Source organism: Halorussus vallis (assembly GCF_024138165.1).
Classification (GTDB): Archaea; Halobacteriota; Halobacteria; order Halobacteriales; family Haladaptataceae; genus Halorussus; species Halorussus vallis.
Window position 1 is genome coordinate 3,325,754 of the sequence record NZ_CP100000.1, and the last position, 26,094, is coordinate 3,351,847.

26 protein-coding genes are annotated in these 26,094 nt (G+C 67.7%); 16 read left to right on the forward strand and 10 right to left on the reverse strand.

All coding sequences use genetic code 11. The features are described from left to right. Window positions 1-72: 72 nt before the first annotated feature. A complete protein-coding gene (locus NGM07_RS16835; protein ID WP_253513635.1) occupies window positions 73-741 on the reverse strand; it encodes a helix-turn-helix domain-containing protein in 669 nt (222 codons plus the stop codon). 52 nt (window positions 742-793) lie between these two features. Here NGM07_RS16835 and NGM07_RS16840 point away from each other — a divergent pair, with 52 nt between their 5' ends. Beyond that, window positions 794-1,699: a PhzF family phenazine biosynthesis protein gene (locus NGM07_RS16840; RefSeq protein WP_253513637.1), complete on the forward strand. Its 906-nt coding sequence runs from the start codon at window positions 794-796 to the stop codon at window positions 1,697-1,699. 35 nt (window positions 1,700-1,734) lie between these two features. On the opposite strand, the gene NGM07_RS16845 is transcribed toward NGM07_RS16840, so the two are convergent. Next, window positions 1,735-1,887 (reverse strand): hypothetical protein, encoded by a 153-nt coding sequence (locus NGM07_RS16845; protein ID WP_253513639.1) that lies wholly within the window; start codon window positions 1,885-1,887, stop codon window positions 1,735-1,737. 158 nt (window positions 1,888-2,045) lie between these two features. Here NGM07_RS16845 and NGM07_RS16850 point away from each other — a divergent pair, with 158 nt between their 5' ends. The 6 genes from NGM07_RS16850 (at window position 2,046) to NGM07_RS16875 (ending at window position 7,809) form a co-directional block, all read left to right on the forward strand. Further along, on the forward strand, window positions 2,046-3,014 hold the full coding sequence (locus tag NGM07_RS16850; RefSeq protein WP_368410315.1) for an AIR synthase family protein: 969 nt from the start codon (window positions 2,046-2,048) through the stop codon (window positions 3,012-3,014). A gap of 154 nt (window positions 3,015-3,168) precedes the next feature. Next, complete coding sequence (locus tag NGM07_RS16855; protein ID WP_253513642.1) at window positions 3,169-4,236, forward strand: glucose 1-dehydrogenase; 1,068 nt, start codon at window positions 3,169-3,171, stop codon at window positions 4,234-4,236. Continuing rightward, on the forward strand, window positions 4,233-4,880 hold the full coding sequence (gene gfcR, locus NGM07_RS16860; protein WP_253513644.1) for a transcriptional regulator GfcR: 648 nt from the start codon (window positions 4,233-4,235) through the stop codon (window positions 4,878-4,880). The genes NGM07_RS16855 and gfcR overlap by 4 nt, the downstream gene beginning before the upstream one ends. Before the next feature lie 283 nt (window positions 4,881-5,163). Continuing rightward, window positions 5,164-5,505: a glutaredoxin family protein gene (locus NGM07_RS16865; RefSeq protein WP_253513646.1), complete on the forward strand. Its 342-nt coding sequence runs from the start codon at window positions 5,164-5,166 to the stop codon at window positions 5,503-5,505. A gap of 192 nt (window positions 5,506-5,697) precedes the next feature. Further along, complete coding sequence (locus NGM07_RS16870) at window positions 5,698-6,273, forward strand: DUF7110 family protein (protein ID WP_253513648.1); 576 nt, start codon at window positions 5,698-5,700, stop codon at window positions 6,271-6,273. Window positions 6,274-6,837: 564 nt separating this feature from the next. Beyond that, on the forward strand, window positions 6,838-7,809 hold the full coding sequence (locus tag NGM07_RS16875) for a phosphoadenosine phosphosulfate reductase family protein (RefSeq protein WP_253513650.1): 972 nt from the start codon (window positions 6,838-6,840) through the stop codon (window positions 7,807-7,809). 246 nt (window positions 7,810-8,055) lie between these two features. On the opposite strand, the gene NGM07_RS16880 is transcribed toward NGM07_RS16875, so the two are convergent. Both NGM07_RS16880 and NGM07_RS16885 read right to left on the reverse strand, forming a co-directional pair. Then, the gene (locus tag NGM07_RS16880; protein WP_253513652.1) at window positions 8,056-8,250 is read right to left on the reverse strand and encodes a DUF7333 family protein; all 195 of its coding nucleotides are present in this window, start codon (window positions 8,248-8,250) and stop codon (window positions 8,056-8,058) included. An 87-nt stretch (window positions 8,251-8,337) separates the two neighbouring features. After that, on the reverse strand, window positions 8,338-9,078 hold the full coding sequence (locus NGM07_RS16885) for a hypothetical protein (protein WP_253513654.1): 741 nt from the start codon (window positions 9,076-9,078) through the stop codon (window positions 8,338-8,340). 182 nt (window positions 9,079-9,260) lie between these two features. On the opposite strand from NGM07_RS16885, the gene NGM07_RS16890 reads away from it, so the two are divergent. Beyond that, a complete protein-coding gene (locus NGM07_RS16890; RefSeq protein ID WP_253513656.1) occupies window positions 9,261-11,573 on the forward strand; it encodes a PAS domain-containing protein in 2,313 nt (770 codons plus the stop codon). Window positions 11,574-11,618: 45 nt separating this feature from the next. Here the strand turns inward: NGM07_RS16890 and NGM07_RS16895 are convergent, their stop codons facing one another. The 3 genes from NGM07_RS16895 to NGM07_RS16905 form a co-directional block, all read right to left on the reverse strand. After that, a complete protein-coding gene (locus NGM07_RS16895; RefSeq protein WP_253513658.1) occupies window positions 11,619-12,128 on the reverse strand; it encodes an SHOCT domain-containing protein in 510 nt (169 codons plus the stop codon). A gap of 63 nt (window positions 12,129-12,191) precedes the next feature. Beyond that, the gene (locus tag NGM07_RS16900) at window positions 12,192-13,025 is read right to left on the reverse strand and encodes an aldo/keto reductase (RefSeq protein ID WP_253513660.1); all 834 of its coding nucleotides are present in this window, start codon (window positions 13,023-13,025) and stop codon (window positions 12,192-12,194) included. 105 nt (window positions 13,026-13,130) lie between these two features. After that, window positions 13,131-13,937 carry an aldo/keto reductase gene (locus NGM07_RS16905; protein WP_253513662.1) on the reverse strand — a complete coding sequence of 269 codons (807 nt, stop codon included), beginning with the start codon at window positions 13,935-13,937 and terminating at the stop codon, window positions 13,131-13,133. A gap of 115 nt (window positions 13,938-14,052) precedes the next feature. Between NGM07_RS16905 and NGM07_RS16910 the strand changes: the two genes are divergently transcribed. Next, a complete protein-coding gene (locus tag NGM07_RS16910) occupies window positions 14,053-14,757 on the forward strand; it encodes a helix-turn-helix domain-containing protein (protein WP_253513664.1) in 705 nt (234 codons plus the stop codon). A gap of 288 nt (window positions 14,758-15,045) precedes the next feature. Here the strand turns inward: NGM07_RS16910 and NGM07_RS16915 are convergent, their stop codons facing one another. Continuing rightward, a complete protein-coding gene (locus NGM07_RS16915) occupies window positions 15,046-15,888 on the reverse strand; it encodes an SDR family oxidoreductase (RefSeq protein ID WP_253513665.1) in 843 nt (280 codons plus the stop codon). 121 nt (window positions 15,889-16,009) lie between these two features. Between NGM07_RS16915 and NGM07_RS16920 the strand changes: the two genes are divergently transcribed. The 7 genes from NGM07_RS16920 to NGM07_RS16950 all read left to right on the forward strand — a co-directional run bounded on the left by NGM07_RS16920 (window position 16,010) and on the right by NGM07_RS16950 (window position 24,394). Further along, window positions 16,010-17,434, forward strand: a complete 1,425-nt coding sequence (locus tag NGM07_RS16920; RefSeq protein WP_253520236.1) for an ABC transporter substrate-binding protein — start codon at window positions 16,010-16,012, stop codon at window positions 17,432-17,434. Between the two features lie 3 nt (window positions 17,435-17,437). Continuing rightward, window positions 17,438-18,271, forward strand: a complete 834-nt coding sequence (locus NGM07_RS16925; RefSeq protein WP_253513667.1) for an ABC transporter ATP-binding protein — start codon at window positions 17,438-17,440, stop codon at window positions 18,269-18,271. A gap of 361 nt (window positions 18,272-18,632) precedes the next feature. Then, entirely contained in the window at window positions 18,633-19,331 is a 699-nt protein-coding gene (locus NGM07_RS16930; RefSeq protein WP_253513669.1) for an ABC transporter ATP-binding protein, read from the forward strand. Then, window positions 19,328-20,398, forward strand: coding sequence for a branched-chain amino acid ABC transporter permease (locus tag NGM07_RS16935; protein ID WP_253513671.1), 1,071 nt, complete (start codon window positions 19,328-19,330; stop codon window positions 20,396-20,398). Before NGM07_RS16930 ends, NGM07_RS16935 begins: the two co-directional genes overlap by 4 nt. 229 nt (window positions 20,399-20,627) lie before the next feature. Then, a complete protein-coding gene (locus NGM07_RS16940; protein WP_253520238.1) occupies window positions 20,628-21,794 on the forward strand; it encodes a branched-chain amino acid ABC transporter permease in 1,167 nt (388 codons plus the stop codon). Beyond that, on the forward strand, window positions 21,791-22,822 hold the full coding sequence (locus NGM07_RS16945; RefSeq protein ID WP_253513673.1) for a 3-oxoacyl-ACP synthase: 1,032 nt from the start codon (window positions 21,791-21,793) through the stop codon (window positions 22,820-22,822). Before NGM07_RS16940 ends, NGM07_RS16945 begins: the two co-directional genes overlap by 4 nt. Window positions 22,823-23,059: 237 nt before the next feature. Then, window positions 23,060-24,394: a S8 family peptidase gene (locus NGM07_RS16950; protein ID WP_253513675.1), complete on the forward strand. Its 1,335-nt coding sequence runs from the start codon at window positions 23,060-23,062 to the stop codon at window positions 24,392-24,394. Window positions 24,395-24,447: 53 nt separating this feature from the next. Here the strand turns inward: NGM07_RS16950 and NGM07_RS16955 are convergent, their stop codons facing one another. Beyond that, window positions 24,448-25,680, reverse strand: a complete 1,233-nt coding sequence (locus tag NGM07_RS16955) for a digeranylgeranylglycerophospholipid reductase (protein WP_253513677.1) — start codon at window positions 25,678-25,680, stop codon at window positions 24,448-24,450. Continuing rightward, window positions 25,677-25,838: a hypothetical protein gene (locus tag NGM07_RS16960; RefSeq protein ID WP_253513679.1), complete on the reverse strand. Its 162-nt coding sequence runs from the start codon at window positions 25,836-25,838 to the stop codon at window positions 25,677-25,679. Before NGM07_RS16960 ends, NGM07_RS16955 begins: the two co-directional genes overlap by 4 nt. Window positions 25,839-26,094: the final 256 nt, after the last annotated feature.

Here is a 26,094-nt window from a genome sequence, read left to right on the forward strand (position 1 = left end):
GTTACACCGTCGGTCGTGAAAAGCGAACCGTCACGGGGCTGCCGGAACCGGGGTTTCGACCGCTCCGCCCGTTCACTCGCGCCCGAGGTCCCGCGCCGAGCGCGTCAGCAACACCTTCTTCAGCACCTTGTCGGCGCCCCGGCGCACCCGCTCCGAAATCGCCTGCTCGGAGACGCCGAGTTCGTCGGCGAGGTCGCCGAGCGTGACCCCGCGAGGGACCTCGAAGTACCCTTCCTCGACCGCGCGGGTGAGCGCCACGCGCTGGGGGTCGGTGAGGTCGAAGACGTAGCCGCCCTCCTGCTCGTCGGCGAGGGTGTACACCCGGTCGAGGTGGAAGCTGATGTCGTGGTCGGTGCAGTAGTTGTGGAACGCCGCGAGCCCCGAGTGGTCGTCGAAGCGGATGCGGAACTTCCACTCGTCGTCGCCGTAGGCTTCGAGGATGGTCGCATCGGTTTCGGCGATGCCGTGGATGAGGCTCTCGACGTTCTCGTCCCACGCGACCCGGTAGAGCGCGCTGTCGTCGAGTCGGTCCAGCGCGGTGAGTTCGGTCACGTAGGGACTCGACCGGACGGCCGCCTCGAACTCCTCGAAGCGGTTCCCGCGGACCCAGATGTACGGCATCACCTGCCGGGAGGCCGGGACCACGCGCTCGAGTTCGACGACCGTGTCCGGCCCCTGCGCGAGCACCCGACCCAGCAGGAATTCGTCGGCGGAAATGGTGAACTCGGCGACGACGCTCATCGACGGAGATAGTTCACCAAGCAATAATACTCCTCCGTCCGTTCGACCGCGTATGCGAACACTCCGCGCCCTCCAAGTCGACGCCTTCGCCGCCGAACCGCTCGCCGGGAACGCCGCCGGGGTCGTCCCCGACGCCGACGACCTCACCGAAACCGAGATGCAGGCCATCGCCGCCGAACTCGCGGTGAGCGAAACCGCGTTCTTCCGCGAGAGCGACGCGGCCGAACGACGCGTCCGGTACTTCACGCCCACCACGGAGGTCGACCTCTGCGGCCACGCGACGATTGCTTCTCACGTCCATCTACACGAAGACGGCCGCGTCGACCCCGGCACCCACACCCTCGAAACCAACGTCGGCGTGCTCGAGATCGAAATCGAGGACGACGGCACGGTCTGGATGACCCAGGACGACCCCGAGATTCGCGAGGTCGACCTCGACTACGAGCGAGTGGCCGACGCGCTCGGCATCGACCACGCCGCGCTCGAAGACGTGGGCGCCGACCTCCCGCTGGCGGTGGCCTCGACCGGCCTGCCGTTCCTCGTGGTGCCCGTGAACTTCCTCGAACACGTGAGTGCGATGGACCCCGACCTCGGCGCGATAGAGGCCGTCAGCGAGGACGTCGACGCGACGGGAATCTACGCCTTCACCTTCGACGCCCTCGAACCCGACTCGACGCTCCACGGCCGGATGTTCGCGCCGGGGGCCGGCGTCCCCGAGGACCCCGTGACCGGAACCGCGAGCGGTGCGACGGGGGCGTACCTCCGGGAGTTCGAGGCCTTCGATTCGGAGTTCCCCGAGGAGATGACCTTCGAACAGGGCCACTTCGTCGACCGCCCCGGATACGTGCGGGTTCGAATCGAGGACGAGGTCCGGATCGGGGGCCGGGCGGCGACGGCGCTCGACGGCGAACTTCGAGTGCCGGAGATGGAAGACGACGACGGCATCATCGAGGCGTAGACCGGAGTCGAACGCGAACCGAGAGTCCGCGGCTCCTACCGCACTCTGTCGAAGACCGTCCCGTCACACCGCTTGCACGTCCGGCGGTTGAACCGGTAGGTCGTCCCGCAGGCGTGGCACCGCCAGGTCGGCCGGAACACGTCCAACTGCGAGTCTAGCTTCGATTTCAGCGATTCCAGCGCGTTCATGCGTCGTCTACGCGCCGACAGAATATCGGTCTATCGCCAGCGACGCCGACTGGCGGACCGGGCGTCACCGAAACGTCTCTGGGCGTCGGCCGACGCCCCGGCGGCCCGAACGCCGTGTCGCCGAAATTACGTACCCTCCGCGCGAACGTCCCGGCATGCTGGGAAAACTCGACCCCGAGGACCTCGCGAACTTCGTCTTCTCGCGCACGGGCGCGAGCGACGAGGACGTGGTGATGGGACCGCAGTACGGCGAGGATGCCGCGGCGATTCGGTTCGGCGACCGCCTGCTGGTTGCCAGTTCCGACCCGCTCTCGCTGGCGGAGGAGCGTCTGGGAACGCTCGCGGTCAACGTCGCGTGCAACGACGTGGCGACCTGCGGGGCCGACCCGCGGTGGCTGACCAACGTCGTCTTCCTCCCCGACGACGACCCCGACACCCTGGACGTGCTGACGAGCCAGATCGACGCCGAGGCAGAGCGTCTCGGCGTGGCCATCGTCGGCGGCCACTCCGAGTACGTCCCTGCGCTGGAGCGCCCGATGGTGTCGATGACCGCGCTCGGGGTCGCCGACGAGTACGTCCCGACCGGCGGGGCCGAACCCGGCGACCGAATTCTGCTGACCAAGGGCGCGTCCGTCGAGGGCACCGCGATTCTGGCCACCGACTTCCGCGACGAAATCGACCTCCCCGCAGACGTCTTCGAGCGCGCCGAGTCGTTCTTCGGCGATATCAGCGTCGTGCCCGAGTCGGCGGTGCTCGCTCCGCGCGCGACCGCGATGCACGACCCGACGGAGGGCGGCGTCCTCAACGGTCTGGTGGAGATGGCGACCGCCTCGGGGGTCGAGATTGCGGTCGAGCGGAGCGCCGTCCCCGTCCGCGAGGAGACGGCGGCGCTCTGCGAGGCGATGGGCGTCGACCCGCTCCGCATCTTCGGGTCGGGCGCGCTCCTGGCGGCGGTCCCCGAGGCAGCCAGCGACGACGCGCTGGCCGCGCTCGACGACGAGGGCATCGAAGCCGCCGAAATCGGCAGGGTGCGGGAACCGGGAGACGATGGCGGCCCCGGCGTCCGACTCGACGGCGAACTCTACCGGGACGGCGTGCGCGACGACCTCTACGAACTCTGGGAGTGATGGCAGTCCGAATCCGGCGCTCGCCCGGTTACGGCCGACGATGTCGGCCGTAACCGGGCGAGCGTCGACCGTCGGACGACCTTCTCGTCGACGGTCCGAATCTTTACTCAGTATAGAATAAATCTTTTTGACCTCCGGGGTCCAAGCGCCGGGTATGCAAGCAGTCGTCATCCGCCGCGGCGAAACCTCGCCCGCGGTCGAGGAACTACCCCGACCCGACCCCGAACCCGGCGAAGCGCTGGTCAGGACGCTCCGGGTGGGCGTCGACGGCACCGACCACGAGGTCATCGGCGGGAGCCACGGCGGCTACCCCGGCGGCGAGGACCACCTCGTGCTGGGCCACGAGGCGGTCGGCGTGGTCGAGGACCCCCACGACACCGACTTCGAGGTCGGCGACGTGGTCGCTCCCACGGTCCGCCGCCCGCCTGCGACGGGCGCCAACGAGTACTTCGAGCGCGGCGAACCCGACATGGCACCGCCGGAGGCCTGCGTCGAGCGGGGCATCGACCGCGCCCACGGCTTCATGGCCGAGTACTTCACTAGTCCCGAGGAGGCGCTGGTCCCAGTCCCCGAGGAACTCGCCGAGTGGGGCTTCCTGGTCGAACCGGTCAGCATCTCCGAGAAGGCCATCGAGCACGCCGTCGCCTCCCGGTCGGCGTTCGACTGGAACCCCGAGTCGGGGCTAGTGCTCGGAAACGGGAGCCTGGGCCTACTCACGCTCGCGATGCTCGACCTGCGGGGATTCGAGCGCACGTACTGTCTCGGACGCCGGGACCGCCCCGACCCGACCATCGACATCATCGAGGAACTCGGCGGCATCTACGTCGACTCGCGCGTCACGCCCGTCGACCGGATTCCCGACGTCCACAAGCCGATGGACTTCGTCTACGAGGCGACCGGCTACGCCAAGCACGCCTTCGAAACCATCGACGCGCTCGCGCCCAACGGCGTCGGCGCGCTGCTCGGCGTGCCCGAACCGTGGGAGTTCGAGATAGACGGCGGGCGACTCCACAAGGAGTTCGTGATGAAGAACAAGGCGCTGGTCGGGAGCGTCAACTCCAACCGCCACCACTTCGCGGCCGCCGTCGAGACGCTCGGCGACCTCCCCAAGTGGCTTCTGGAAGATCTGGTGACGGGCGTCCACGGGTTGGACGACTACGAGGCAGCATTCCGGAACGACGAAAGGACAATTAAGACTGCGGTACAATTCTCCCAGATATGAAGAACATAGACGACCTCATCGAGAGCGCGGCCGAGTTGGCCGAGCAGGGGCTGTCGAAGGGCGAAATCGCCGACGAACTCAACGTCTCGCGCGAAACCGCGAGTTGGCTGGTCGAACGCAGCGGCGCGGGCGACCCCGTGGCCCGGACCGCCCCCACCGGGACGGACGCCGGCGGCCCCCACGATATCCACGTCGACTGGTCGGCGCTCGGCCGCGACAGCAACCGGCTCTACCACGCCGGGGCCGCGATGGCCGACCTGCTCGCGAAGCAGGGCGAGGAGATAGACCTCACCATCGGCATCGAGAAGGCGGGCGCGCCGCTGGCGACCACCGTCGCGCGCGAACTCGACACCGACCTGGGCACCTACGCCCCCAGCAAGCACCAGTGGGAGGAGGGCGACATCGAGGACCTCGGCGGCACCTTCTCGCGCAACTTCGCCCAGATTCGCGACCGCGAGTGCTACGTCGTCGACGACACCATCACCAGCGGGACCACGATGACCGAAACCGTCGAAGCCATCCGCGAGGCCGGCGGCACGCCGGTCGCCTGCTGCGTCCTCGTCGACAAACAGGGCGTCGAGGAGGTCAGCGACGTGCCGGTCCACTCGCTCATCAACGTCGTGCGCGTCGGCAACGACGAATAACGACGGGGCGAACCGGGAACCGCGAGAGCCGACCACCCGTCCGCCGGCGAAAGTCGACCAATCAACCGCCGACGAGAGCTACCCCGGCCAAACCACCGGGGGGCTTTCGAGACATCGTTCATCGCGGTAACGGTCGTTCCTGAAGTGCGTCGAGGATTTTCGAGGCTGTCGCAGTTACTTTGTCCTCCCTCGCCATTCACGAACGGCTCGTCACGCACGCGACCACACTCTCCCGCGAATCGCCAACGCAACTTCTTTGCGCGCCGGGCGCCTATCGGTGAGTATGACTTTCCAACCCGAGAGCGAACTCACCGAGGAGGAGGCCAGCGAGGCGGTCGAATCGGCCATCGCCGACAACGACGTCGTCCTGTTCATGAAGGGCAACGAACTGATGCCCCAGTGCGGCTACTCCCAGCGCGCGCTCGAACTGATCTCGAAGTACCGCGACGACTACGAAACCGTCGACGTGCTCCCGGCGTTGCCGGAGTACCGCGCGGCCCTCGACGACCACAGCGGGTGGGAAACCATCCCCCAGACGTTCGTCGACGGCGAGTTCGTCGGCGGGAGCGACGTGTTGGCCGAACTCGACGAACGGGGCGAACTCGAAGCGACGCTGTCGTCGTAGGACCCTCGCAAGCCGTACCGAAAGGAGAGGGTCTATTTGTCTGCTCCTCGTACTGGAACACAACCGAAACATGACCCGAAAACTCGTTTCCGCGTTCCTGACGACTGAGCGAAACAGTAGGTCATATATGTTCGGACGACCTACATACCCGTGTATCGTGCCGCCAGCCGGGAACCTGCAGGTCAGCTACAAATGACGGGGCAAGTGTACCGACTCCACTCGACGCTCGAACTGCCGCTAGAAACCGTTTACGACTACTTCGAAGAGGACCCCGATCTTCCGCCGGAGATCGCCAGCGTCGACATCACTCGCCGCAAGAACACGCTCATCATCAGCGCGGTCGCTAACGACGAAACCATCAGCAAGTATACGCCGACCGCGCAGTTGAAGGCCAGCATCTCGGAGACGCGGGTGTTCACCGAGGAGGAACAGGAGAAGCGCAACGGACCGCGGTGGGCCGACGACGACGAGGAGGAGGACGAAGAGCCGCTCGGCGAACTGATCGAGATGGCCGCGTTCAAGGGCGACCGCGAAACCGTCCTCCAGAACACCGCCGTTCAGTATCCGATGTTCCTGGTGCTCTGTGACCTCGCGCGCCTCGCCGAGAAGGGGACGCTGACCGCCATCACCGAGGTCGACGGCGAACTCCAGGCGACCCGCATCGTCGAGGGCGAGGACCGCCCCGCGACCATCGAAGTGGTCGAGGGTCCGAGCAAGAACGAAAACGCCTCTAGCGGCGTCAACTGGCGGGACAACGAGTTCATCTAGACCACCTTTTTTCTTCGTCGGGTGGCCACGCGGCGCGGTGCGCCGCGTGGCCACCGCTCTCTACTCGCGGCACCGTCGGACCTTCCGGTCCGACGAGCCCTCGGTCACTTCGTTCCCGAGAACTTCGCCGCTCGCACGGCTCGTGGGAGCTTCGCTCCCACGGTGCTCGAAAAAAGCTGGACCAAAAAAGGACACGCGGCCGAGATCAGTCGCTTCGCGACTCGTCTCGGCCGCATCTTCTACTGCTGGCGCGCAGACTGCGCGCCCGCGCCCGAGCTCGTTTGTCTCGCCTATCGTTACAACGTCCCGAGCCCCACCGGCCGTCGCGCCCTCGCGTCGTTCGGACGCTCGCGGTTGGGTTTGCCTGGCGTTCCGTTTGCCCCTCCCTTTCGAGATTCGTTCGCACGCCGGCCACCAGATTCTTGTAAGGTCCGTGCGTCAGAGCCTCCCAACAGAGACTGCCTGAAACGCCCGTAAGCGGCGCGTACGGCGGAGTTCTTATCCCCTGCCGCGTCGAACAGCCGAAAAGCACTTTACCGTGGTAATTATATCTAATTACGTACGATGCCGGAAGACTTCCCGAACTACGTCGACGTCGACTACAGTGACGGCGAAGGCGAAGAGCCCGAAGACTACGCTTCGATGGAGCACAAGATCGAGAAGGCCATCGATGTCACGCGCCAGGGCCTCGAAGAGTACGAGAACCCCGCCGTCATGTGGACCGGCGGCAAGGACTCGACGCTCACGCTCTACTTCATCAAGGAGGTCGCCGAGAAGTACGACCTCGAGACGCCGCCCGCCGTCTTCATCGACCACTACCAGCACTTCGACGACATCCACGACTTCGTCGACAAGTGGGCCGACGAGTGGGACCTCGAAGTCATCTACGCGCGCAACGAGGACGTCGGCGAGTACGCCGAGGACAACGACCTCGAACCCGGCGACGACATCCCCATCGACGCGCTCAACGAGCACAACCAGCACCACGTGCGCGACATCCTCGAGTACGAGGAGGACGAGTTCCCGTTCCTGCTGGACACCTACGTCGGCAACCACCTGCTGAAGACGGTCGCGCTCAACAACGCCCTCGAAGAGTACGACATCGACGGCGTCATCTCCGGCGTCCGCTGGGACGAACAGGAGGCCCGCGCCGACGAGACGTTCTTCAGCCCGCGCCACGACCCCGAAATCTACCCGCCCCACGACCGCATTCAGCCAATCCTCCAGTTCGACGAGCGCGCGGTCTGGGACACCTTCTGGCACTACGTCGTGCCGGACACCGTCGAGGAGTACCCCGACGACGGCCACGTCCCGCAGTCCTACGACGACCTGCCGAACGACCTCACCCAGGACGACATCCCGGTCAGTCCGAAGTACTTCGCCGGATTCCGCTCGCTGGGTAGCGAAGTCAGCACCGAGAAGTCCGACGAGGAGCCGGCGTGGCTCCAGGACCTCGACAGCACGACCGAGCGCGCGGGCCGCGCCCAGGACAAGGAGGACCTGATGGAGCGCCTGCGCGACCTCGGCTACATGTAACACGACCTTTTGCTGCGCTCGGAGGTTCGCCTTCGGCGAACCTCCTCGCTGGCAAAACGTCGGTGAAAAGCACGGCGTCACCACCTACCGTCGCAGGAGAGACGGCTTCGCCGTCTCCCTGCTCCGTCGGTGGTTCCTTGGCCCGCTCGCTCACTGCGTTCGCTCGCGGTAGAGTAGATGCGGGTCGACCGCACCGCAGTCGGAAGGTCGGTCGAGCGACGTTTTCTCGTTTCTTTCGATTCTCGCTCAGCGGTGGGTGGCGCGGTACTCGCCGTGTTTGACGCCGAGGAAGAGCGCTATCAGGCCGAACACCAGCATCGAGGGAGCCACCATCATCAGCACCGTACTCGTCGCCATTACTCCCATGGCGATGAGGCCCGCCGTACCGACGGCGACGATCGCTAATAGTGCCGCGGCGGTCACAGGTACGTTAAACTCCATGTGCGGAGCGTTCGGACGAGAGGTGCAAAAGCGTTGGTCCGGTTCTCGGAATCCGAGAATCCCGGTCACGGACCTTCCAGGTGGTGTCTACGACTTCTTGGGCCGAATCACGTTCGCCAGCGAAACCACCAGTCCGAGGAGCCAGCCCACCGGCACCGCCAGCGCGAACCACATCCCCACGTAGCCCAGCCCTTCGAGGGCGAACCGCTCGCGGAGGACGGTGTTGATGCCCCAGACGTTGAGGGGGTTCTCGAGGAGCCAGACCGCCAGCGTGTAGCTCTTGGGGAAGATGACCGACGACAGCGACGGCGAGTAGAGCGCCGCCACCACCGGCGGGAGGAAGATGGCGGTCATCGCGAACGGGTAGGCGAACAGCACCGTGCTGGCCCGGCCGCCGTAGGTGCCGGTGAGATACGCCAGCGCGGCCGCGACGGTGGCGACCCCGCCGGCGGCCGCCACCGCCAGGAAGCCCGCCTCAGAGAAGCGGAGCTTCGCCAGCGCGGTCAGCGCGCCCCACGCCAGAAGCGACAGCAGGACGACGCCGACCACGCCGAGTCGGGTCGCGGTGCCGTCTATCTTGCGCGTGTAGTACCGGGTCGCGAAGCCGAACAGCGCCAGCGGGTAGAGCACCCCCACCACGGGCGTCCCGACGACGCTCCACAGCCGATAGGCCACCCGGCCCGACGTCGAGGAGGGCTCCCACTTGCCGAGGACGCCGCTGTCGCCGCCGCGTTGGCGCGGGAAGAACAGCGCCATCCAACTCTCGTGCAGTCGCTTCAGGTCGTACCGGACCGCCCCCACGAATCCGGTGTTCGTTCCGCCGTGCATCTACGGTTTTGTACGACGCGGATACTATCAAGTTTCTGGGTTGCACGTCGCCGGAACTGACCGTTCCGAGCGGTGGTCCTCGAAACGGTCGGTCGAAGCGACCTGGTCGGACCGATGCCAGGAGGGGCCGCCCGCCGACGCGAACCTTTATAAGTCCGGTTTATGTATCCGCCGAGAGACAAATGGCCGACCGCATTCGTGCGCTACTGGTCGACGACGACGCCGCGGTGTCGGAGTTGACCGCGACCTACCTCCGGCGGGTGGGCGACTCCATCTCGCCGACCGTCGAAACCGACCCCGGGGCGGCGCTGGACCGCCTCGAACGCGAGGAGTTCGACTGCGTGGTGAGCGACTACGACATGCCCCGGATGAACGGCCTCGAGTTTCTCGACGCGGTGCGGGACGTCGAACCCGACCTCCCGTTCGTGCTGTTCACGGGGAAAGGGAGCGAGGAGATCGCCAGCGAGGCTATCTCCGCCGGCGTCACCGACTACCTCCAGAAGGGTACCGGCACCGACCAGTACGAGGTGCTCGCGAACCGCATCGAGAACGCGGTCGCCCAGCACCGCGCCGAGCGTCGCGCCGCCGAGGCCGACCGGCAGGTTCGGCGCACGTTCGAACGCATCACCGACGGCTTCTTCTCGCTCGACGACGACTGGCGGTTCCGCTACGTCAACGAGCGCGCCGAGCAGTTGCTCGACCGGACCGAGGCGGAACTGCTCGGTGAGCGCGTCTGGGAGGCGTTCCCCAAAGCGGTCGGGACGCCGTTCCAGACGGAGTACGAGTGCGCGATGGAGACCCAGGAGGCGACCACCTTCGAGGAGTACTACGCGCCGCTGGACACCTGGTTCGAGGTGCGGGCCTACCCCGCCGAGGACGGCCTGTCGGCGTACTTTCGGGACGTGACCGAGCGCAGGCGGATGGGTGCCGAACTTCGGGAAACCAGGCGCAAGATCGAGGCGCTGTACGACGTGGCCGCCCGCGCCGTCTCGTCGACGACGCCCGACGAGATATACGACCTCGCGGTCGAGGCGGCCGAGAACATCCTCGAGTTCGACCTCTGTACGGTCGACGCCGAGGCCGACGGCGTCCTCGTCTCGCGGTCGGTTTCGAAGGTGGTCTCCACCGACGGCTACTACGCCGAAACCGACGTCGACGCCGAGCGCAACCTCGCGGCCCGGGCGTACCGCGAGGGCGAGACGATCATGGTCGGCGACCTCCACGAGGCCGACGCGGTGCCCGCGGAGAGCGAGTACCGGTCGGCGATGACCGTGCCGCTCGGCGAGTTCGGCGTGTTCCAGGCGGTGTCGAAGGAGTTCGACGGTTTCGACGACGACGACCGCGAACTGACCGAGTTGCTCGCCACGCACCTCACCGAGGCGCTCCGGCGAATCGAGTCCGAGCGGGAGGTCCGCGCCGAGCGCGACCGGTTCGCCGCGCTGTTCGAGAACGTCCCCAACGCAGTCGTGACGTGCGTCTACGAGGACGGCCGCCCCGTCGTCCAGGCGGTCAACCCGGCGTTCGAGGAGACGTTCGGCTGGGGTGCGGACGAGATCGTCGACGAGAGTCTGGACGAGTACGTCGTCCCGTCCGACCGGCGGAGCGAGGCCGACGAACTGAACGCGCAGGCCCAGCGCGGCACGTACGTCGACGGTCTGGAAGTCAGGCGCGAGACGACCGACGGGGTCCGGGACTTCCTGCTCCACACGGGACCGGCCCGCAGCGACCCGGACGAGCCGACGACCGAGGACGTGAGCGTCTACACCGAGATCACCGCCCAGAAGGAGCGCGAGCGGACGCTGGCGCGCCAGAACGAACGCCTCGACGAGTTCGCCAGCGTGGTCTCCCACGACCTGCGCAACCCGCTGAACGTCGCCCAGGGTCGCTTCGAGATGCTCGCCGAGGAGACGGAGAGCCCGCACCTCGACCCGCTGGGTCGGGCGCTCGACCGGATGGACGCGCTGGTCGCCGATATGCTGGCGCTGACGAAGGGCGGCGAACCTGTCGAGAACGCTGCCGCGGTGGAACTCTCGGCCGTGGCCGCCGACGCGTGGGCGACCGCCGACACCGCCGACGCGCGCCTCCGAGTCGCGGACGAGGTCACGCTCTCGGCCGCCGCCGGCCGGTTACGACAGCTACTGGAGAACCTGTTTCGGAACGCGGTCGAACACGGCGGCGCCGACGCGACCGTCACCGTCGGGGCGCTCGGCGACGCGTCGGGAGGTAGGTGCGGCGGCGAGTCCGGAAACGGGCGCACCGGGCCACCTGGCGGCGACTCCTCCGAGTCGCCGCCAGAGGGCTTCTACGTCGAAGACGACGGGCCGGGCGTGCCCGAAGGCGAACGCGGACGCATCTTCGACCACGGCTACTCCACCGCGAAGAACGGGACGGGCTTCGGCCTCGCCATCGTCGCCGACATCGCCGAAGCCCACGGCTGGACGGTCGAAGTCGGCGAGAGCGAGTCGGGCGGTGCGCGCTTCGAAATCAGGACGTGAGTCGTTTTCGAGAATCGACGGCCCGGGAGCGCGTCGACGCGACGTTCACCGGTTCCGGGGACGCTCGAAGCGCGCCATCTCGTCGGCGGTGCTCGACCGCCGGTTCTCGGTCGCCGCCGGTTCGGACCGCCGCGCGCCGGTCCCCATCACGGCGTCGAGTCGGCGCTCGAACTCGTCGCGGGTGAGTTCGCCGGCGGCGTACCGGCGCTTCAGCACGTCTTCGGCGTCCTGGCGGTTCGCCCGCGGCGTCGCCGCACCCTCGGGGTACGCCGACGGCGATTCGACGTTGCCGATGAGCGAGAGGTACACCGGCCAGAGGGTGACGACGCCGAGCAGGAACGCCGGAGGGCCGACGACGGTCCCGAACAGTCCCGTCACGAAGGCGGTGAACGTGGCCGCGGGGCTCAGCATCTCGATGCCGCCGAAGAACAAGATGGGCGCGAGGACGAGGGCCGTGCCGCCCAGCAAGGTCCGCCCGAGCGTGCCGTCGGGCGTGTAGTGTTCGACGAGTCGGTGGAGGGCGCGCAGGGTGGATTCGTCGGCGGACTCGGTCATCGCCCCACACGTCGCACACCTCTCAAAAAAGTGTTTTGTTCCGCGAACGAACACAAAATACGGTCAGTTCCACGGCGCGAATCCCGGGTCGACCTGCCGGGAACGCTCGTCGATACCGTCTATCGTCGCCACGTCCTCGTCGTCGAGTTCGAGGTCGAGCGCGCCGAAGTTGTCGCGGATGTGCTCCTCGCCGGTCGCCTTCGGGATGGTGGCGACGCCGTCGCGCTGGAGGAGCCACGCCAGGCTGACCTGCGCGGGCGAGGCGTCGTGCTTCTCGGCGACCTCGACGATTTCGGGCACGTCGAAGACCTTCCCGCGGGCCAGCGGCGAGTAGGCGACGACGTTCACGTCGCGCTCGCGGCAGTGAGCCAGCAGGTCGTTCCGGGGCAACAGCGGGTGCATCTCGACCTGGTTGGCGAACAGCGGCGCGTCGAGCGCGTCGAGCGCCGCGTCGACGTCCTCCGGTCGGAAGTTGCTCACGCCGACGTGGCGAATCAGCCCGTCGTCGCGGAGTTGGTCGAACGCCGCGAGGGTGTCCTCGGGGTCGTACTCGTCGGCGGGCCAGTGGACGTACAGCAGGTCGAGGTGGTCCACCCCGAGTTTGTCGAGGCTCTCCTTCGTCGAGTGAATCACGTCGTCGTACGAGAGGTTCGCGTTCCAGACCTTGGTGGCGAGGAAGTAGTCCTCGCGGCCGACGTCGGCCCGCGAGAGACCCTCGCCGACGTACTCCTCGTTGTCGTATATCTGGGCGGTGTCGACGTGGCGGTAGCCCATCTCCAGGGCAGTTTCGACGCTCTCGGCGCACTCTTCGGGGTCGGTGTTCTGCCAGGTGCCGAGGCCGAGGCGCGCCGTTCCGTCCAGCGTCGGCTCGTCGGTGGTCTCCGTGGACTGAGCCATAGTACTTCCTGTTGGGCGAGCGCGCCGATAGGGGTTACGGCGTCGGAAATTCGCGCTCGTTTCGGCGCCGAGTCGACGACTCGACTCGGCATAGCGAGATTCTCGCTAGTTCCACGGCGCGAACTCGGGATCGCCGAGTCGCTCGCGCCGGTCGATACCGTCGATCGTCGCGAGGTCCTCGTCGTCGAGTTCGAGGTCGAGCGCGCCGAAGTTGTCCCGGATGTGCTCCCCGCTGGTCGCCTTCGGGACGGCCGCGACGCCCTTCTCGAACAGCCACGCGAGACAGACTCGCGCCTCGCTGACGCCGTGCTTCTCGGCGACCGTTTGCACCTCCGGAACCTCGAATATCCGGCCGTGCAGCAGCGGACAGTACGCGACGAGGGCGATGCCGCGGCGCTCGCAGTACTCCCGGAGTTCCGTCTGCGGGAGCAGGGGGTGGCACTCGACCTGGTTGGCGACAATCGGAGCGTCGCAGACCTCCCGGGCCTCCTCCAGCAGGTCGGGCGTGAAGTTCGACACGCCGACGTGGCGAACCAGCCCGTCGTCGCGCAGGTCGGCGAACGCGCCCAGCGTGCCCTCGGGGTTGTAGGTGTCCGTCGGCCAGTGGACGTACAACAGGTCGACGTACTTGAGGCCGAGGCGGTCGAGGCTCTCGCGGGCGCGCGCCGGCACGTCCTCGGCCGCGAGGTCGTCGTGCCAGAGCTTCGTGGCGACGAACACGTCCTCGCGGGGCACGTCGGCCCGGGCGACGCCCGCGCCGACCGCCGCCTCGTTGTCGTAGTACCGTGCGGTGTCGACGTGGCGGTAGCCCGCCTCCAGTGCGGTTTCGACGCTCTCGGCGCATTCCTCGGAATTGGTGTTCTGCCAGGTACCGAGGCCGAGGCGAGGGACGACCGAACCGTCGTCTGTCATGTCACTCGGTTCGAGGAACGACCGCGGCATATTCGTTTCGCCGAAATCTGACCGGTACGGAGGGAAACACTTTTGCTCTCGCTGTCGTACGAGACAGGATAACAAGGTCAGACCGATGATCGACATCACGATGGACATGGAGCAGTACGACTGCCCGTTCATCGACACGACCGACGACCACGCGGTCGGCTTCTCGGCCATCCAGTGGGACTTCGACCGAGTCGCCGACCAACTGGAGACTCGAATGGTCGTGGAGGGTGAGGACCGCGACTCGCTCGACGCCGGCCTCGCCGCCTTGCGCGACCACGACAATATGCGCGACTACGCTCTGCTGACCCGCCGGGACAACGTCGCGCACATCCGGACCGTCATCGGCGAAACCGAGGCGATGGGCGCGATTCGGGACAACGGCGGCTACATCACCGGCCCGTTCTACATCGAGGAGGGGAGCGAAGTCTGGCACGTCGGCTTCGACACCGTCGAGGGCGAGGACACCACCCTGGCCGAACTCGAACGTAACAACGAGTTCGACGTGCTCGACCGCAAGAACACCGAACTCCCCGAGATGCAGGGGTTCGTCCAGAACGCCGGGGCGGCGATGACGCTCATCCAGGGCTGTCGGGACCTCTCGGACGTCGAGCGCGAGACCCTCGAAACCGCGGTGTCGGACGGCTACTTCGAGAACCCCCGCGGGGCGACGCTCGGCCACCTCGCCGACGAGTTCGACGTCTCGAAGCCGGCGGTGTCGAAGAACCTCCGGCGGGGCCAGCAGAAGATGATCCAGCGCGTGGTGGACGCGTTGGAGGAACTCGAGGAGTGATTTTGTTCGGGTTGGTGTTCGAGAACTGAGGGGGTAGTCGTTACGGCGACCACCTCGAAAGCCCCCGCTCGCTGGCGGTCGTTCCGCGGGATATTCGGCTCGCGGCTTCGCCGCTCGCCGAATAGTGGCCCGTCGGAAGCGACCAAGGGCCTGCGGCCCGCCAGCGAGCGGCCCCTTTCAGTCCCACCCTTCCGGTTGACCGGCCGAGCACGCTCCGGTGGTTGGTGTCACCGCGCGCGACCGGACCGAAACCGGTCGCGCGCAACTCTCCGAAATCGCGCTCCGACGCTACTCGTAGGTCAGCGTCATCCCGTCGTCGAACCGCAGGTCGCCGCCGTTGAGGTGGCTGGCGTGCTTCGAGAAGCCGAAGACGAACAGGTTCGCGACCTCTGCGGGCGTCATCATCTCGGTGGTGCGCGACTGGCCGAGCATCACGTCCTCGACGACCTCCTGAACCGAGATGCCGCGCTGTTCTGCGGTGTCGGGAATCTGGTCGGTGACTAGCGGCGTCTTCACGTAGCCCGTGCTGACCGAGAACGACCGGACGACGCCCTCGCCCTCCGCGGCGATGGACTGGGTCAACCCCCGGAGGCCGAACTTCGCGACGTTGTAGGCCACCTTGTCGGCGGTGACGTAGTGGCCGTGGACCGACGCCATGTTGCCGATACAGCCGAACCCCGCCTCGCGCATCAGCGGCAGGCAGTGCTTGGTGAGTTCGACCGGTGCGCGGACCATTACGTCCTGCATCGCGTCGTAGGCGTCCATCGGGAACTCCTCGATGGGGTCGATGTGCTGCATTCCCGCGACGTTGGCGAGGTAGGCGACGTCGCCGTACTCGGCGGCCGCCTCGACGATTTCGGGCACGTCCTCGCGCAGGTCGCCGGCGACGGTTTCGACGCGACCCTCGACGCCGAGTTCGTCGGCCCGCTCGGCGGTTTCGGCGAGTCCCTCCTCGTCGACGTCGGTGCTAACGACGGTCAGGCCGTTCATCGCGGCCGCCAGCGCGGTGGCCCGCCCGATGCCGGACGCGGCGCCCGTGACGAGACAGACGTTCTCGAACGCGAATCGGTCGTCGTCGACGACGAGCACGTCGTCCGCGGTCAGTTCCGGGGCGGCGATCTCCTCTGACATGGGCGAGGGGACGGTGGGGACCACCGAAAAACGCCGGGTTAACGCGTGAGCGGTCGGCGGCTGTTCACATGTTAACCCCCCAGTATTTGCCGAAGAGGAGACACTGTTCCAATCTGTTATGGTGGATGACAGCGTTTCACGGCGGCGATGGCTCACTGCGCTCGGCGCGACCGGTGCGGCCGGTCTGGCCGGTTGTATGGGCAGTGACGAGAGCGGACAGAACACGACGACCGACGGCGGCACGACCGGTGACGACTCAGGCATGACGGAAACGACGGCGAAGACGAGCAAGCAGTCGAACGTCTCGGGCAAAGTGAAGATCGGCGTGCTCCAGCCGACCTCCGGCGACCTCAAGTACTACGGCCAGCAGGCGTTGTGGGGCTTCTACTCCGGGCTGGCGTACAAGAACGGCGGCGACCCCATCAAGAAGGCGACCACGGGCACCCACACCGCGACGGTCGGCGACGTCGAGTACGAACTCGTCGTCCGGGACACCAAGTTCAAGGCCGACACGGCCCAGTCGCTGGCGACCGACCTCGTCCAGAACGAGGAGGTCGACCTGCTGTTCGGCTGTACCTCCTCGGGGTCGGCCAACCGCGTCATCAAGACGGTCGTCAAGCAGGCCCAGGTCCCGATCATGGTCGGACCTGCGGCGTCGGCCGACATCACGTCGAGTTCCGAGACGTGCGGCAACCTCGTGTTCCGCGCGAGCGAGAACACCGCGATGGACGCCCGGTCGGGCGGCAAGTACGTCGCTAGGGAGTCCGACGTGAGCAAAGTGTACCTGTTCGGCGCCGACTACTCGTTCGGCAAGGCGGTCGTCAACAACTACGAGCAGGTGCTCAAAGACGAGGGCGTCGAAATCGTCGGCAAGAAGTTCGTCCCGCAGGGCTACTCGGAGTGGAAGGGCCTGCTCGACAACGCTCAGAAGGCGGGCGCGGAGGGCATCGTCGGCGGGTTCACCGTGGCGACGCTCCCGAAACTGTTCACCTCGTACCTCAACGGGAACTACGACTACCGCGTGTTCGGCGGCTTCGCCACCCGAATCACCAACGCCATCGTGGGCCAGACGCTCCAGAAGGCGCTCGGCAAGCCGCTGACCAAGGAGAAGCTCCGGAACTCGAAGCTCGGACCGTTCACGACGCGCTACCACTGGAACCAGTACGACAACGAGATCAACAGCGCGTTCGTCGACAGCTACACCAAGACCTACGGCACCGTCCCCGATCTGTTCACGTCCGGGACGTTCACCGCCGCCTCGGCCATCGTCCAGGCGGTCCAGCAGAGCGGTTCGACGAAGGGCGCGGACATCGCCGAGGCGCTCCGCGGGATGACCGTCGCGGACACGCCCAAGGGGAAGAACGGCTACACCTTCCAGAAGTACAACAACCAGGCCCGGTCGGCGATGACCGTCGCGAACCCGGTCCCGACCACCGACCAGTGGGCCGATAGCTGGAAGGCCGCCATCATGCCCAGCAAGCCGCTCTCGACCATCCCGGCCGACCAGGCGACCATCCCGAAGAGCGGCGTCAACTGCTCGCTGTAGGCCATGTTACGAACTTCGGGACTGACGAAGGAGTTCGGCGGCCTCACCGCCGTCGACGACGTCGACTTCGCGCTCGAAGCGAACGAACTCTGCTCGCTCATCGGGCCGAACGGCGCGGGCAAGACGACGTTCTTCAACCTGCTGACCGGGACGCTCTCCCCGACGCGCGGAACCATCGAACTGCGGTCGGGGGACGGCGACGGTGGCTGGCGCGACATCACGGACGAGGAGCCACACGAGACGGCGAGCCTCGGGGTCCACCGGTCGTACCAGATCACGAACGTCTTCCCGACGAACACGGTGCTGGAGAACGTCCGCGTCGCGGCGCAGGCCCACGGCGACGACGCCGCGAAGTTCTGGCGCAACGCCGGCGCCTTCGAGGACCACATCGAGGAGGCCTACCGCATCCTCGACCGGGTCGGACTCGCCGAGGAGGCCGACACCCCGACAGAGAGCCTGAGCCACGGCGCCAAGCGCCAGTTGGAGGTCGGGGTCGCCCTCGCGGGCGACCCCGACGTGCTCCTGCTCGACGAACCGAACGCCGGCGTTTCCTCCGAGAGCGTCGACCGCATCATCGACCTCATCGAGGACGTGGCCAGCGACCACGCGGTCCTGCTGGTCGAGCACAATATGGACATCGTGATGAACGTCTCCGACCGCGTGGTCGTGCTCAACCAGGGCGCGGTCATCGCCGAGGGAACCCCGGAAGCGGTCCGGGGCGACCCGAAGGTCCAGGAGGCGTACCTTGGCGGCTACGAGGCCGGTAGTCTCAGCAGAGACGCGGAGTCGGACGCGGCGTCCGACTCCGCGTCGGACCCCGAGGAGGGAGCGGCGTGACGCGAGCTTTCGGGGTTCGAATCGGGACGCGCTCGGAGGGACAACTGCCGGGTGGGACTGAAAGGGGCCGCCCGCTCGCGGCCGAAGGCCGTGGTCGTCTCAGCGACCCCTATCGGGCGAGCGGCGGAGCCGCGAGGCGTGAATATCCTGCAGAGCGACCGCGAGCGGGCGGGGGCTTTCGAGACGTTTGTCGCATCGGATACAGTCGTTCACGGCGAGCGGGCGGTGGCTTTCGAGGCGGTCACTGCCTCGGTTGCCGTGGTGCTTTGCGGCGAGCGACCGGAAAGTCTCCAGCTAGCGGTCACTCGGCCAACACAGGCCGTGACACGACCGAATCCATTTCGATCAGAGAGGTGATTTCGTGAGTTTACTCGAAGTCGAAGACGCACACACCTACTACGGCGAGAGCCACATCCTCGAAGGCGTCTCGCTCGAAGTCGAGGAGGGCGAAGTCGTCGCGCTCGTCGGGCGCAACGGCGTCGGCAAGACAACCACGCTCAGGACCATCCTCCAGTTGACCCCGCCGCGGGAGGGCGCGGTGCGCTACCGCGGCGAGGACGTGACCGGCGACGACACCCACGAGGTGGCCTCGCGGGGCGTCGGCTGGATTCCGGAGGGCCGGCGCATCTTCACCCAGCTCTCGGTCGAGGAGAACGTCCGCGTGGCGGTGCCCGACGGCGAGAACGTCGACGAGGGCGTCGAACTCGCCTTCGAGACGTTCCCCGACCTGCGCGAGCACCGTGACCGGGACGCCGGCAACCTCTCGGGCGGCCAGCAGCAGATGCTCGCCATCTCGCGGGCGCTGGTCGGCGACAACGACCTGCTGTTGGTCGACGAACCCAGTGAGGGCCTCGCGCCGCTCATCGTCGAGCGCGTCGCCGAGGCGCTGGCGGACGCCGCCGCCGACACCACCATCCTGCTCGTCGAGCAGAACCTCCCGCTGGCGCTCGACCTGGCCGACCGCTTCTACGTCATCGACAACGGGCGCGTGGTCGAGGAGGGCGACGCCGCGAGCGCGTCGGCCGACGACGAGCGACTCAGGAGGTATCTGAGCGCATGAGCGGAATCGCACTCGCCGGTGCGAGCGCCGGCGCGAACTCGCTCGCGTTCGCACCCGCGAATCCGGTCGTGCTCGCCGGCTTCGTCGACGCGCTCGGCCAGTTCCTGCGACCCGGCAACCTCGCGTCGGTGTTCGTCGACGGCCTCTCGAAGGCCGCCATCTACGTGATGATCGCCGGCGGACTGACGCTCATCTTCGGGCTGATGGGCGTGCTCAACTTCGCCCACGGCTCGCTGACGATGATCGGCGCGTATCTGGGCGGCCTGCTGATGGTGACGGCGGTCGGCGGCGGGTCGGGTCCGGTGACGCGACTCCTGCTGTTCTTCGTCGCGCTGGCGGCGACGTTCGCCGTCCTCGCCGGCCTCGGCGGGGCGATGGAGGTCGGCCTGATACGACGGCTGTACGACCGCCCGCCGATTTACCAGATACTGCTGACCTTCGGGTTGACGCTGATACTCGACGAACTGGTCCGCATCGTCGTGTTGTTCTACGGACTTCAGCCGACCAGCGACTGGCAGGCCGCGCTCGGCACCAAGCCGGCGTTCCTCTCCCAATCGGTCGAGATCGGGGGGCTGTCGGTGGCGGGCCTCGACCTCTTCGAAATCGCGCTCGGCGCGCTCACCGTCGCGGCGCTGTGGGCGTTCCTCACCCGGACGCGGTACGGCCTGATAATCCGGGCCGGGAGCGAGGACGCCGAGATGACCGAGGCGCTCGGCATCGACGTGCGGCGGGTGTTCACCGTCGTCTTCGCGCTCGGCGCGGGCGTCGCGGGCGCGGCCGGCATGCTGCTGATGTGGGACCCGGCGTGGGCCGCCAGCGTCCCGCTGGGCGCCGACACCCTGCTCCCGGCGTTCGTGGTCGTCATCGTCGGCGGCCTCGGCACGTTCCGGGGAACCGTGGTCGCGGCGCTGCTTGTCGGGATGGTCGACGCGGTGATGACCTGGTGGTTCGTCAACGAGATCGAGTTCGCCGGTCTGCCGGAGATGACCATCTTCCTCATCCTCGTGGTGATGCTGATACTGCGGCCCCAGGGCCTGTTCGGCGTCGAGGAGGTGGGCGGCCATTAGCCCCGAGAACCCCGCGGCCCCGTCGGACGCCTCCGACCCCGATTCGGACGCGGGCGCGGTGACGGGCGACGCCGACCCGGTCGACGACGTGGACGCTCCGACCGACGCGGCGGCGGAAACCGCGCCCGACGACTCCCGGACTGAGTCGGCGACGTCGTGGCCGGTCCGCTACGCGCGCGAACACCTCGCGCACCTCGCGGTCGTCGCGTTCCTCGCGGCGTACCCCGGCATCTACTCGGTGCTGGTGACCTCGCCGCTGGGCGCGGAGATGACGACGGTGCTGCCCGACGTGGAGACGATGATAACCGTCTTCTACTTCGCGCTGTTCGCCATGTCGTTCGACTTCATCAGCGGCTACACGGGCTACCTGAGCTTCGGCCACGCGGCGTTCTACGGCACGGGCGCGTACTTCGTCGTGCTCGCGTCGAACGGGAAGATTCCGTTCGTCGCCGTCGACACGCCGTTCGTCGTCCTGCTGGTGCTGGCCGGCCTGGCCGCTGTGACGCTCTCGCTGCTCATCGGCGCGGTGTCGTTCCGGCTGACCGGCGTCTACTTCGCGATGATCACGCTGGGCTTCTCGCAGGTGCTGTACGTGTTCGTCCGCGGGTGGGACTACGCCGCGAGCAACCCGCGGGACGGCCCCGCGGTGCTCGAACGCACCGAACCGTTCAGCGTCGGCGTGCCCGGCGTTGACTCGCTGAACCTCGCCATCGGACAGCTCTCGGGCGACGAGATAGAGGGGCTGTTCGGCCTGCTCAACTTCAGCGCGACCGAAGTGTCCTACTACATGGTCGGACTGGTCGCGCTGGTCTGTTACTTCGCGATGCAGCGCATCATCCACTCCCCGTTCGGGAAGGTGATGGTCGCCATCCGCGAGAACGAGGAGCGCGCCGCGGCCATCGGCTACGACACCTTCTGGTACAAACTGGGCGCGTTCGCGGTGAGCGCGTTCTTCGCCGCGGTCGCCGGCGGCCTGCTCGCCGGCTTCCAGCGGTCGGTGTCGCCCGAGAACTCGTTCTACTTCCTCGTGACCGGCGACGCCCTGCTGGCGGCCATCATCGGCGGCTTCGGCACGCTCGCCGGGCCGCTGTACGGCTACCTCTTCGACGAGACGGTCACCGAGTTCCTCTCGAAGACCGGCGAGGGCGGCGGCCTGCTCCCCTACCTGCGGAGCCACCTCGGCGAAGGCACCCTCTCGACGGAGGTCTACAACGGCCTGACCGTCCAGCAGGGCATCGACACCTTCCTGAACGGTCACGCCGCCCTCTACGTCGGCGTGGTGTTCGTGCTGTTCGTCCTCTTCGTGCCGAACGGCCTGCTCGGGACCGTCCGGGACCGCCTCGGCGGCCCGGTCGGGAAGGAAATCGCCGAGCGACTGCGGAGTGACGAGAAGTGAACAGGGAGAACGCCGACCCCGAAATCGCGCTCACGGGGTACGGAATCTACGTTCCCGAGGAAGTCGTCACGGGCGCAGAAATCGCGGCACGGAGCGGCATTCCCGAGGAGGTAGTGGTCGAGAAGATGGGCGTCGAAGAAAAGCGCGTGTGTCCGCCGGACGCCGACCACGTCACCGACATGTGCGTGAAGGCCGCCGAACGCGCGCTCGCCGACGCCGACCTCTCGGCCGAGGACCTCGATATGGTGCTGTATCATGGCTCGGAGTTCAAGGACTTCGTGGTGTGGAGCGCCGCCGCCAACGTCGCCGAGCGCATCGGCGCCGACGAGGCGTTCGCCGCCGAGAGCTACGCGCTGTGCGCCGGTGCGCCGCTCGCGCTCCGCCAGGCCAAATCCCAACTGCTCGCCGACAGCCCGGAGAAAATCATGCTCGTCGCGGCGAGTCGCGAGGAAGACCTCGTGAACTACGAGAACGAAGACTCGTCGTTCATGTTCAACTTCGGCAGCGGCGCTGGCGCCGCCGTCCTCGAAATCGACCCCGCGGACGGTCGCGCACGCGCGACCGTCGGCGAGAGCGCCGCCGTCACCGACGGAAGCTTCTCCGAGGACGTGGTGATGCCCGCAGGCGGGTCCAGAAACCCACCGAGTCACGCCACGGTCGACGCAGAACTCCACTCGCTGGACGTGCCCGACCCCGAGGGGATGAAAGAGCGCCTCGCGGAGGTGAGCCTGACGAACTTCGAGAAAGTCGCGGACGAGGCGTTGACGCGGTCGGGCTACGACCGCTTGGACCTCGATTTCGTCGCGCTCACCCACATGAAGCGGTCGTTCCACGAGTACCTGACCGACCGCCTCGACGCCCGGAACTACTATCTGGACGAGTACGGTCACGTCCAGAGCGTCGACCAACTCCTCGCGCTCGACGAAGGCCTCTCGCGCGGCCTGGTCGAACCGGGCGACGTCGTGCTGTTCCTGGCCGCCGGCACCGGCTACACCTGGGCCGCCACCGTCGTCGAGTGGCGCGGCTGACCGCGGGCGAGGCCGAACCGATGGCAGACCGGCGGCACCGACGACGGGTCGTCGGTGCCGCCGGGATTTTCTCTGGCTCCGACCCCGTTGAATTGGCCGACAGCGCCCCCGAACCCGTCCAATGGCTTTACCGTCGGGGTCGGCGTGGCGTACTCACGTGACTCCGACGGAACTCGTCGAAGCGCACGCGGTCGAATCGCACGCCACCGTTCCCCCCGCTCGTCGTCCCGCCGCACCATGACCGACGAGTCCGTCTCGCGCCGTGGACTGCTCGCGAGCGTCGGCGCCGGGTTGGTCGGGACGGTCGGGCGCGGCCGCGGCCGCGAGGCGTCCCGGACGGCGCGCTACGTCGTCGGGACCGACTCGCGGGCCGCGGCCCGGGTCGCCGAGTCGCACGCGGCGGCGGTGAACCACGCGCTCGACTTCGGCGACGTCGGGGGCGCCGTGACCGGCCAGTTCGATTCGGCGGCCGCCGACGCGCTTGCCGGCAGGGACGACGTCCGGTACGTCGAGGAGGGGACGACCTTCCGGCCGCTGGCCGGGGAACGGACCGCGGCCGACCGGGCGCGCGAGCAGACCGTCCCCTGGGGCGTCGACCGCATCGACGCCGACGTCGCCCACGAGGCGGGTCACCGCGGCGACGGCGTCGACGTCGCGATCGTCGACAGCGGCATCCTGCCCGGCCACCCGGACCTGCGGGAGAACCTGGGCGAAGGGAAGGCCTACGTCGACTGCTGGGCCGACGCCAGACCGACGTGCCGGCTGAAACCCAGCGGTACGAGCTTCGAGTGCTTCATCGAGGTGACGCTGTGCGCGACCGACTGGGGCGACGACCTCCCCAACGGCCACGGCACGCACGTCGCGGGGACGGTCGGCGCGGTCGACAACGACGCGGGCGTGCTCGGGGTCGCTCCGGCGGCGTCGCTCCACGCGGTCAAGGTCATCAACGCCGGCGGAGTCGCCCGTGACGTCGACATCGCGCGGGCCGTCAAGTACGTCGCCGACCGGGGATGGGACGTCGCCAACCTGAGCTTTGGCAACCTCGCCGCCAGTCGGTTGCTCGCCGACGCCTGCCGGTACGCCGACGAGCGCGGCGTGTTGCTGGTCGCGGCCGCCGGCAACGGCGGGCCGCGCGACCGGACCGTGGCCACGCCCGCGCGGTTCGGGACGGTGCTCGCCGTGAGCGCGACGACCCGGGCCGACCGCGTCGCCCCGTTCTCCTCGCGCGGGCCGGCCATCGACCTCGCGGCGCCCGGCGCGGACGTCTGCTCGACCGCCAAGGCCGGCCGGTACGTCGACTCGGGCACCTCGATGGCGGCGCCCCACGTCAGCGGTGTCGGGGCGCTCCTGATGGCCGACGGGTACTCGCACGAGGAGGCCCGCGAGCGACTCCGCGAAACCGCGGAGGACCTCGACGCGCCGGCCGAACGGCAGGGCGCGGGACTGGTCGACGCCGCGGCGGCCCTCGACCTGGACTCGGACGACGACGGCGTTGGTCGCGGGGTGTGTCATCCGGCCGGCGAGGTGCCGGGTACCGGGGCTGGCGGAGTGAGCGGGTCGGAAAACCGGTAGCGGACCGCGCCCGCCGACCGACGGTTGGCCGGCGGGAGAACTTCGAGTCGGACTCAGACGCCGAGGCGCTCCCGGGCGAACCGCGCCAGTAGCGGCGCGTCCTTCAGGTGGAGCATCTTCCCGATGGCCCGGAGGTTGCCGACGTTCGCGTCGCTCAGGATGTTCTCGTTCAGTCGGTTCAGGTCGGCCATCAGGGTGTCGTAGCGCTCGTTCGGCGCGAGGTAGAGCAGTTGGGTCATCAGCAGGCGGGTCCGCATCTGGGGCGCCACCTGGTTGTGCCAGAGTTTGTCGTAGATGGAGAGCTTCTCGGCCGACGTGTCGCCGTCGCTCGCCATGAAACACCGGTCGGCGGTCACCGCCGCGGCCCGGCCGGACTTCATGCAGGTGTGGATGCCCTCGCCCCACAGCGGGTCGATGGTCGGCACCGTGTCGCCGACGGCCATGAAGTTGTCCGTGCTCAGCCCCGTCGGCATCTGGATGTGGGCCGACCCGCGGTGCTGTTTCCCTTCGAGTCGCTCGGCGTCGGCGAACCGGGGGTCCGAGTCGAGCCAGTACTGGAGGTAGTCGTCGATGCCCATCCCGTCCTTGCCGTAGTCGCGGTGGGCCTGGTTCTGGATGTAGCAGAGGCCGACCTTCGCGGTGTCCTCGCCGGTGTGGAAGATCCAGGAGTAGCCGCCGGGCGCGAGGTCGTGGTCGAGTCGGAGCATCATCGCGTCGTTGAGGTCGGCGTAGCCGTCGGCGTCCATGTCGACGCCCGCCATCTCGAACTCGATACCGATGGCCTGGTTCTCGCGCTCGAGGTCGCTCACGCCGAGTTTCTTCGCCAGCGGCGCGGCGGGACCGGTCGCGTCGATTATCACGTCGCCGTACACCTCCTGCTTGCCGCCGTAGCGGACGCCGACGATCTCGCCGTCCTCCATCACGGGTTTGTTCACCCGGGCGTCGAACCAGTACTCGGCGCCCTTCTCGCGGCCGTCCTTCACCAGGTAGCGCTTGAAGTCGGCGAACTCCAGGACCGCGCCCGGCTGTTTCCGGGTGAAGTGCTCGTTGGGCGATTCGAGGACGACGTCGTCGGTGTAGTGCATCACCACGTCGTCGGGGATGCCGAACGACCCCATCATCGAGGGGAAGGTGCCGGCAGTCGACTTGTTGCTCTGGCGCGGGAACTCGTCCTCGTCCTCGGCTTCCAGGACAACGACATCGTAACCCCGCCGGGCCAGGTCGCGCGCGCACTGGGCGCCCGCCGGGCCCGCGCCCGCGACCACCGCGTCGAAGTGCTCGGTCATGGCTCCTCGCCCCCGTTTCGTCTCGTTCGAACCGGTCGGTCGTCGGCGACCGGGCCGTCGGCAACCCCGGCGACGAGACGCCCGCCCGAGGCGCTCGCCGACCCGCGCCGCCGACTCGCCCCGCCCCCGACGAATCCGTCGTATACGTCCGCAGTCATCTCTACTGCTCGTAATCACCACTCCCATAAAAAACGGACGCAAACGCTCCTCTCCGTGCATTCTGTTGGCATCGCGCGGGCAAAAGAAGGAGACGACTCGGAATCGGAACGTCTCCGCGAATCGGTGAGTTGGTCGTCGGTCCCGGCGGCCAGGTCGACCGTACTCGTAGACTTCGAGTCGACCGTGTTCACCGGGGTCGTCGGTGGCGGCCAGGACCACGACCGGAAGTCACAGATCCCAAACAGTAATCATCCG

Bases quoted from the DNA above. Each gene is read 5' to 3' on its own strand.
- NGM07_RS16865 (WP_253513646.1), top strand. From the start codon at position 5,164: ATGACTTTCCAACCCGAGAGCGAACTCACCGAGGAGGAGGCCAGCGAG.
- NGM07_RS16875 (WP_253513650.1), top strand. From the start codon at position 6,838: ATGCCGGAAGACTTCCCGAACTACGTCGACGTCGACTACAGTGACGGC.
- gfcR (WP_253513644.1), top strand. From the start codon at position 4,233: ATGAAGAACATAGACGACCTCATCGAGAGCGCGGCCGAGTTGGCCGAG.
- NGM07_RS16870 (WP_253513648.1), top strand. From the start codon at position 5,698: ATGACGGGGCAAGTGTACCGACTCCACTCGACGCTCGAACTGCCGCTA.
- NGM07_RS16900 (WP_253513660.1), bottom strand. From the start codon at position 13,025: ATGGCTCAGTCCACGGAGACCACCGACGAGCCGACGCTGGACGGAACG.
- NGM07_RS16950 (WP_253513675.1), top strand. From the start codon at position 23,060: ATGACCGACGAGTCCGTCTCGCGCCGTGGACTGCTCGCGAGCGTCGGC.
- NGM07_RS16890 (WP_253513656.1), top strand. From the start codon at position 9,261: ATGGCCGACCGCATTCGTGCGCTACTGGTCGACGACGACGCCGCGGTG.
- NGM07_RS16915 (WP_253513665.1), bottom strand. From the start codon at position 15,888: ATGTCAGAGGAGATCGCCGCCCCGGAACTGACCGCGGACGACGTGCTC.
- NGM07_RS16895 (WP_253513658.1), bottom strand. From the start codon at position 12,128: ATGACCGAGTCCGCCGACGAATCCACCCTGCGCGCCCTCCACCGACTC.
- NGM07_RS16835 (WP_253513635.1), bottom strand. From the start codon at position 741: ATGAGCGTCGTCGCCGAGTTCACCATTTCCGCCGACGAATTCCTGCTG.
- NGM07_RS16885 (WP_253513654.1), bottom strand. From the start codon at position 9,078: ATGCACGGCGGAACGAACACCGGATTCGTGGGGGCGGTCCGGTACGAC.
- NGM07_RS16845 (WP_253513639.1), bottom strand. From the start codon at position 1,887: ATGAACGCGCTGGAATCGCTGAAATCGAAGCTAGACTCGCAGTTGGAC.
- NGM07_RS16925 (WP_253513667.1), top strand. From the start codon at position 17,438: ATGTTACGAACTTCGGGACTGACGAAGGAGTTCGGCGGCCTCACCGCC.
- NGM07_RS16955 (WP_253513677.1), bottom strand. From the start codon at position 25,680: ATGACCGAGCACTTCGACGCGGTGGTCGCGGGCGCGGGCCCGGCGGGC.
- NGM07_RS16905 (WP_253513662.1), bottom strand. From the start codon at position 13,937: ATGACAGACGACGGTTCGGTCGTCCCTCGCCTCGGCCTCGGTACCTGG.
- NGM07_RS16960 (WP_253513679.1), bottom strand. From the start codon at position 25,838: ATGACTGCGGACGTATACGACGGATTCGTCGGGGGCGGGGCGAGTCGG.
- NGM07_RS16855 (WP_253513642.1), top strand. From the start codon at position 3,169: ATGCAAGCAGTCGTCATCCGCCGCGGCGAAACCTCGCCCGCGGTCGAG.
- NGM07_RS16910 (WP_253513664.1), top strand. From the start codon at position 14,053: ATGATCGACATCACGATGGACATGGAGCAGTACGACTGCCCGTTCATC.
- NGM07_RS16880 (WP_253513652.1), bottom strand. From the start codon at position 8,250: ATGGAGTTTAACGTACCTGTGACCGCCGCGGCACTATTAGCGATCGTC.
- NGM07_RS16840 (WP_253513637.1), top strand. From the start codon at position 794: ATGCGAACACTCCGCGCCCTCCAAGTCGACGCCTTCGCCGCCGAACCG.
- NGM07_RS16935 (WP_253513671.1), top strand. From the start codon at position 19,328: ATGAGCGGAATCGCACTCGCCGGTGCGAGCGCCGGCGCGAACTCGCTC.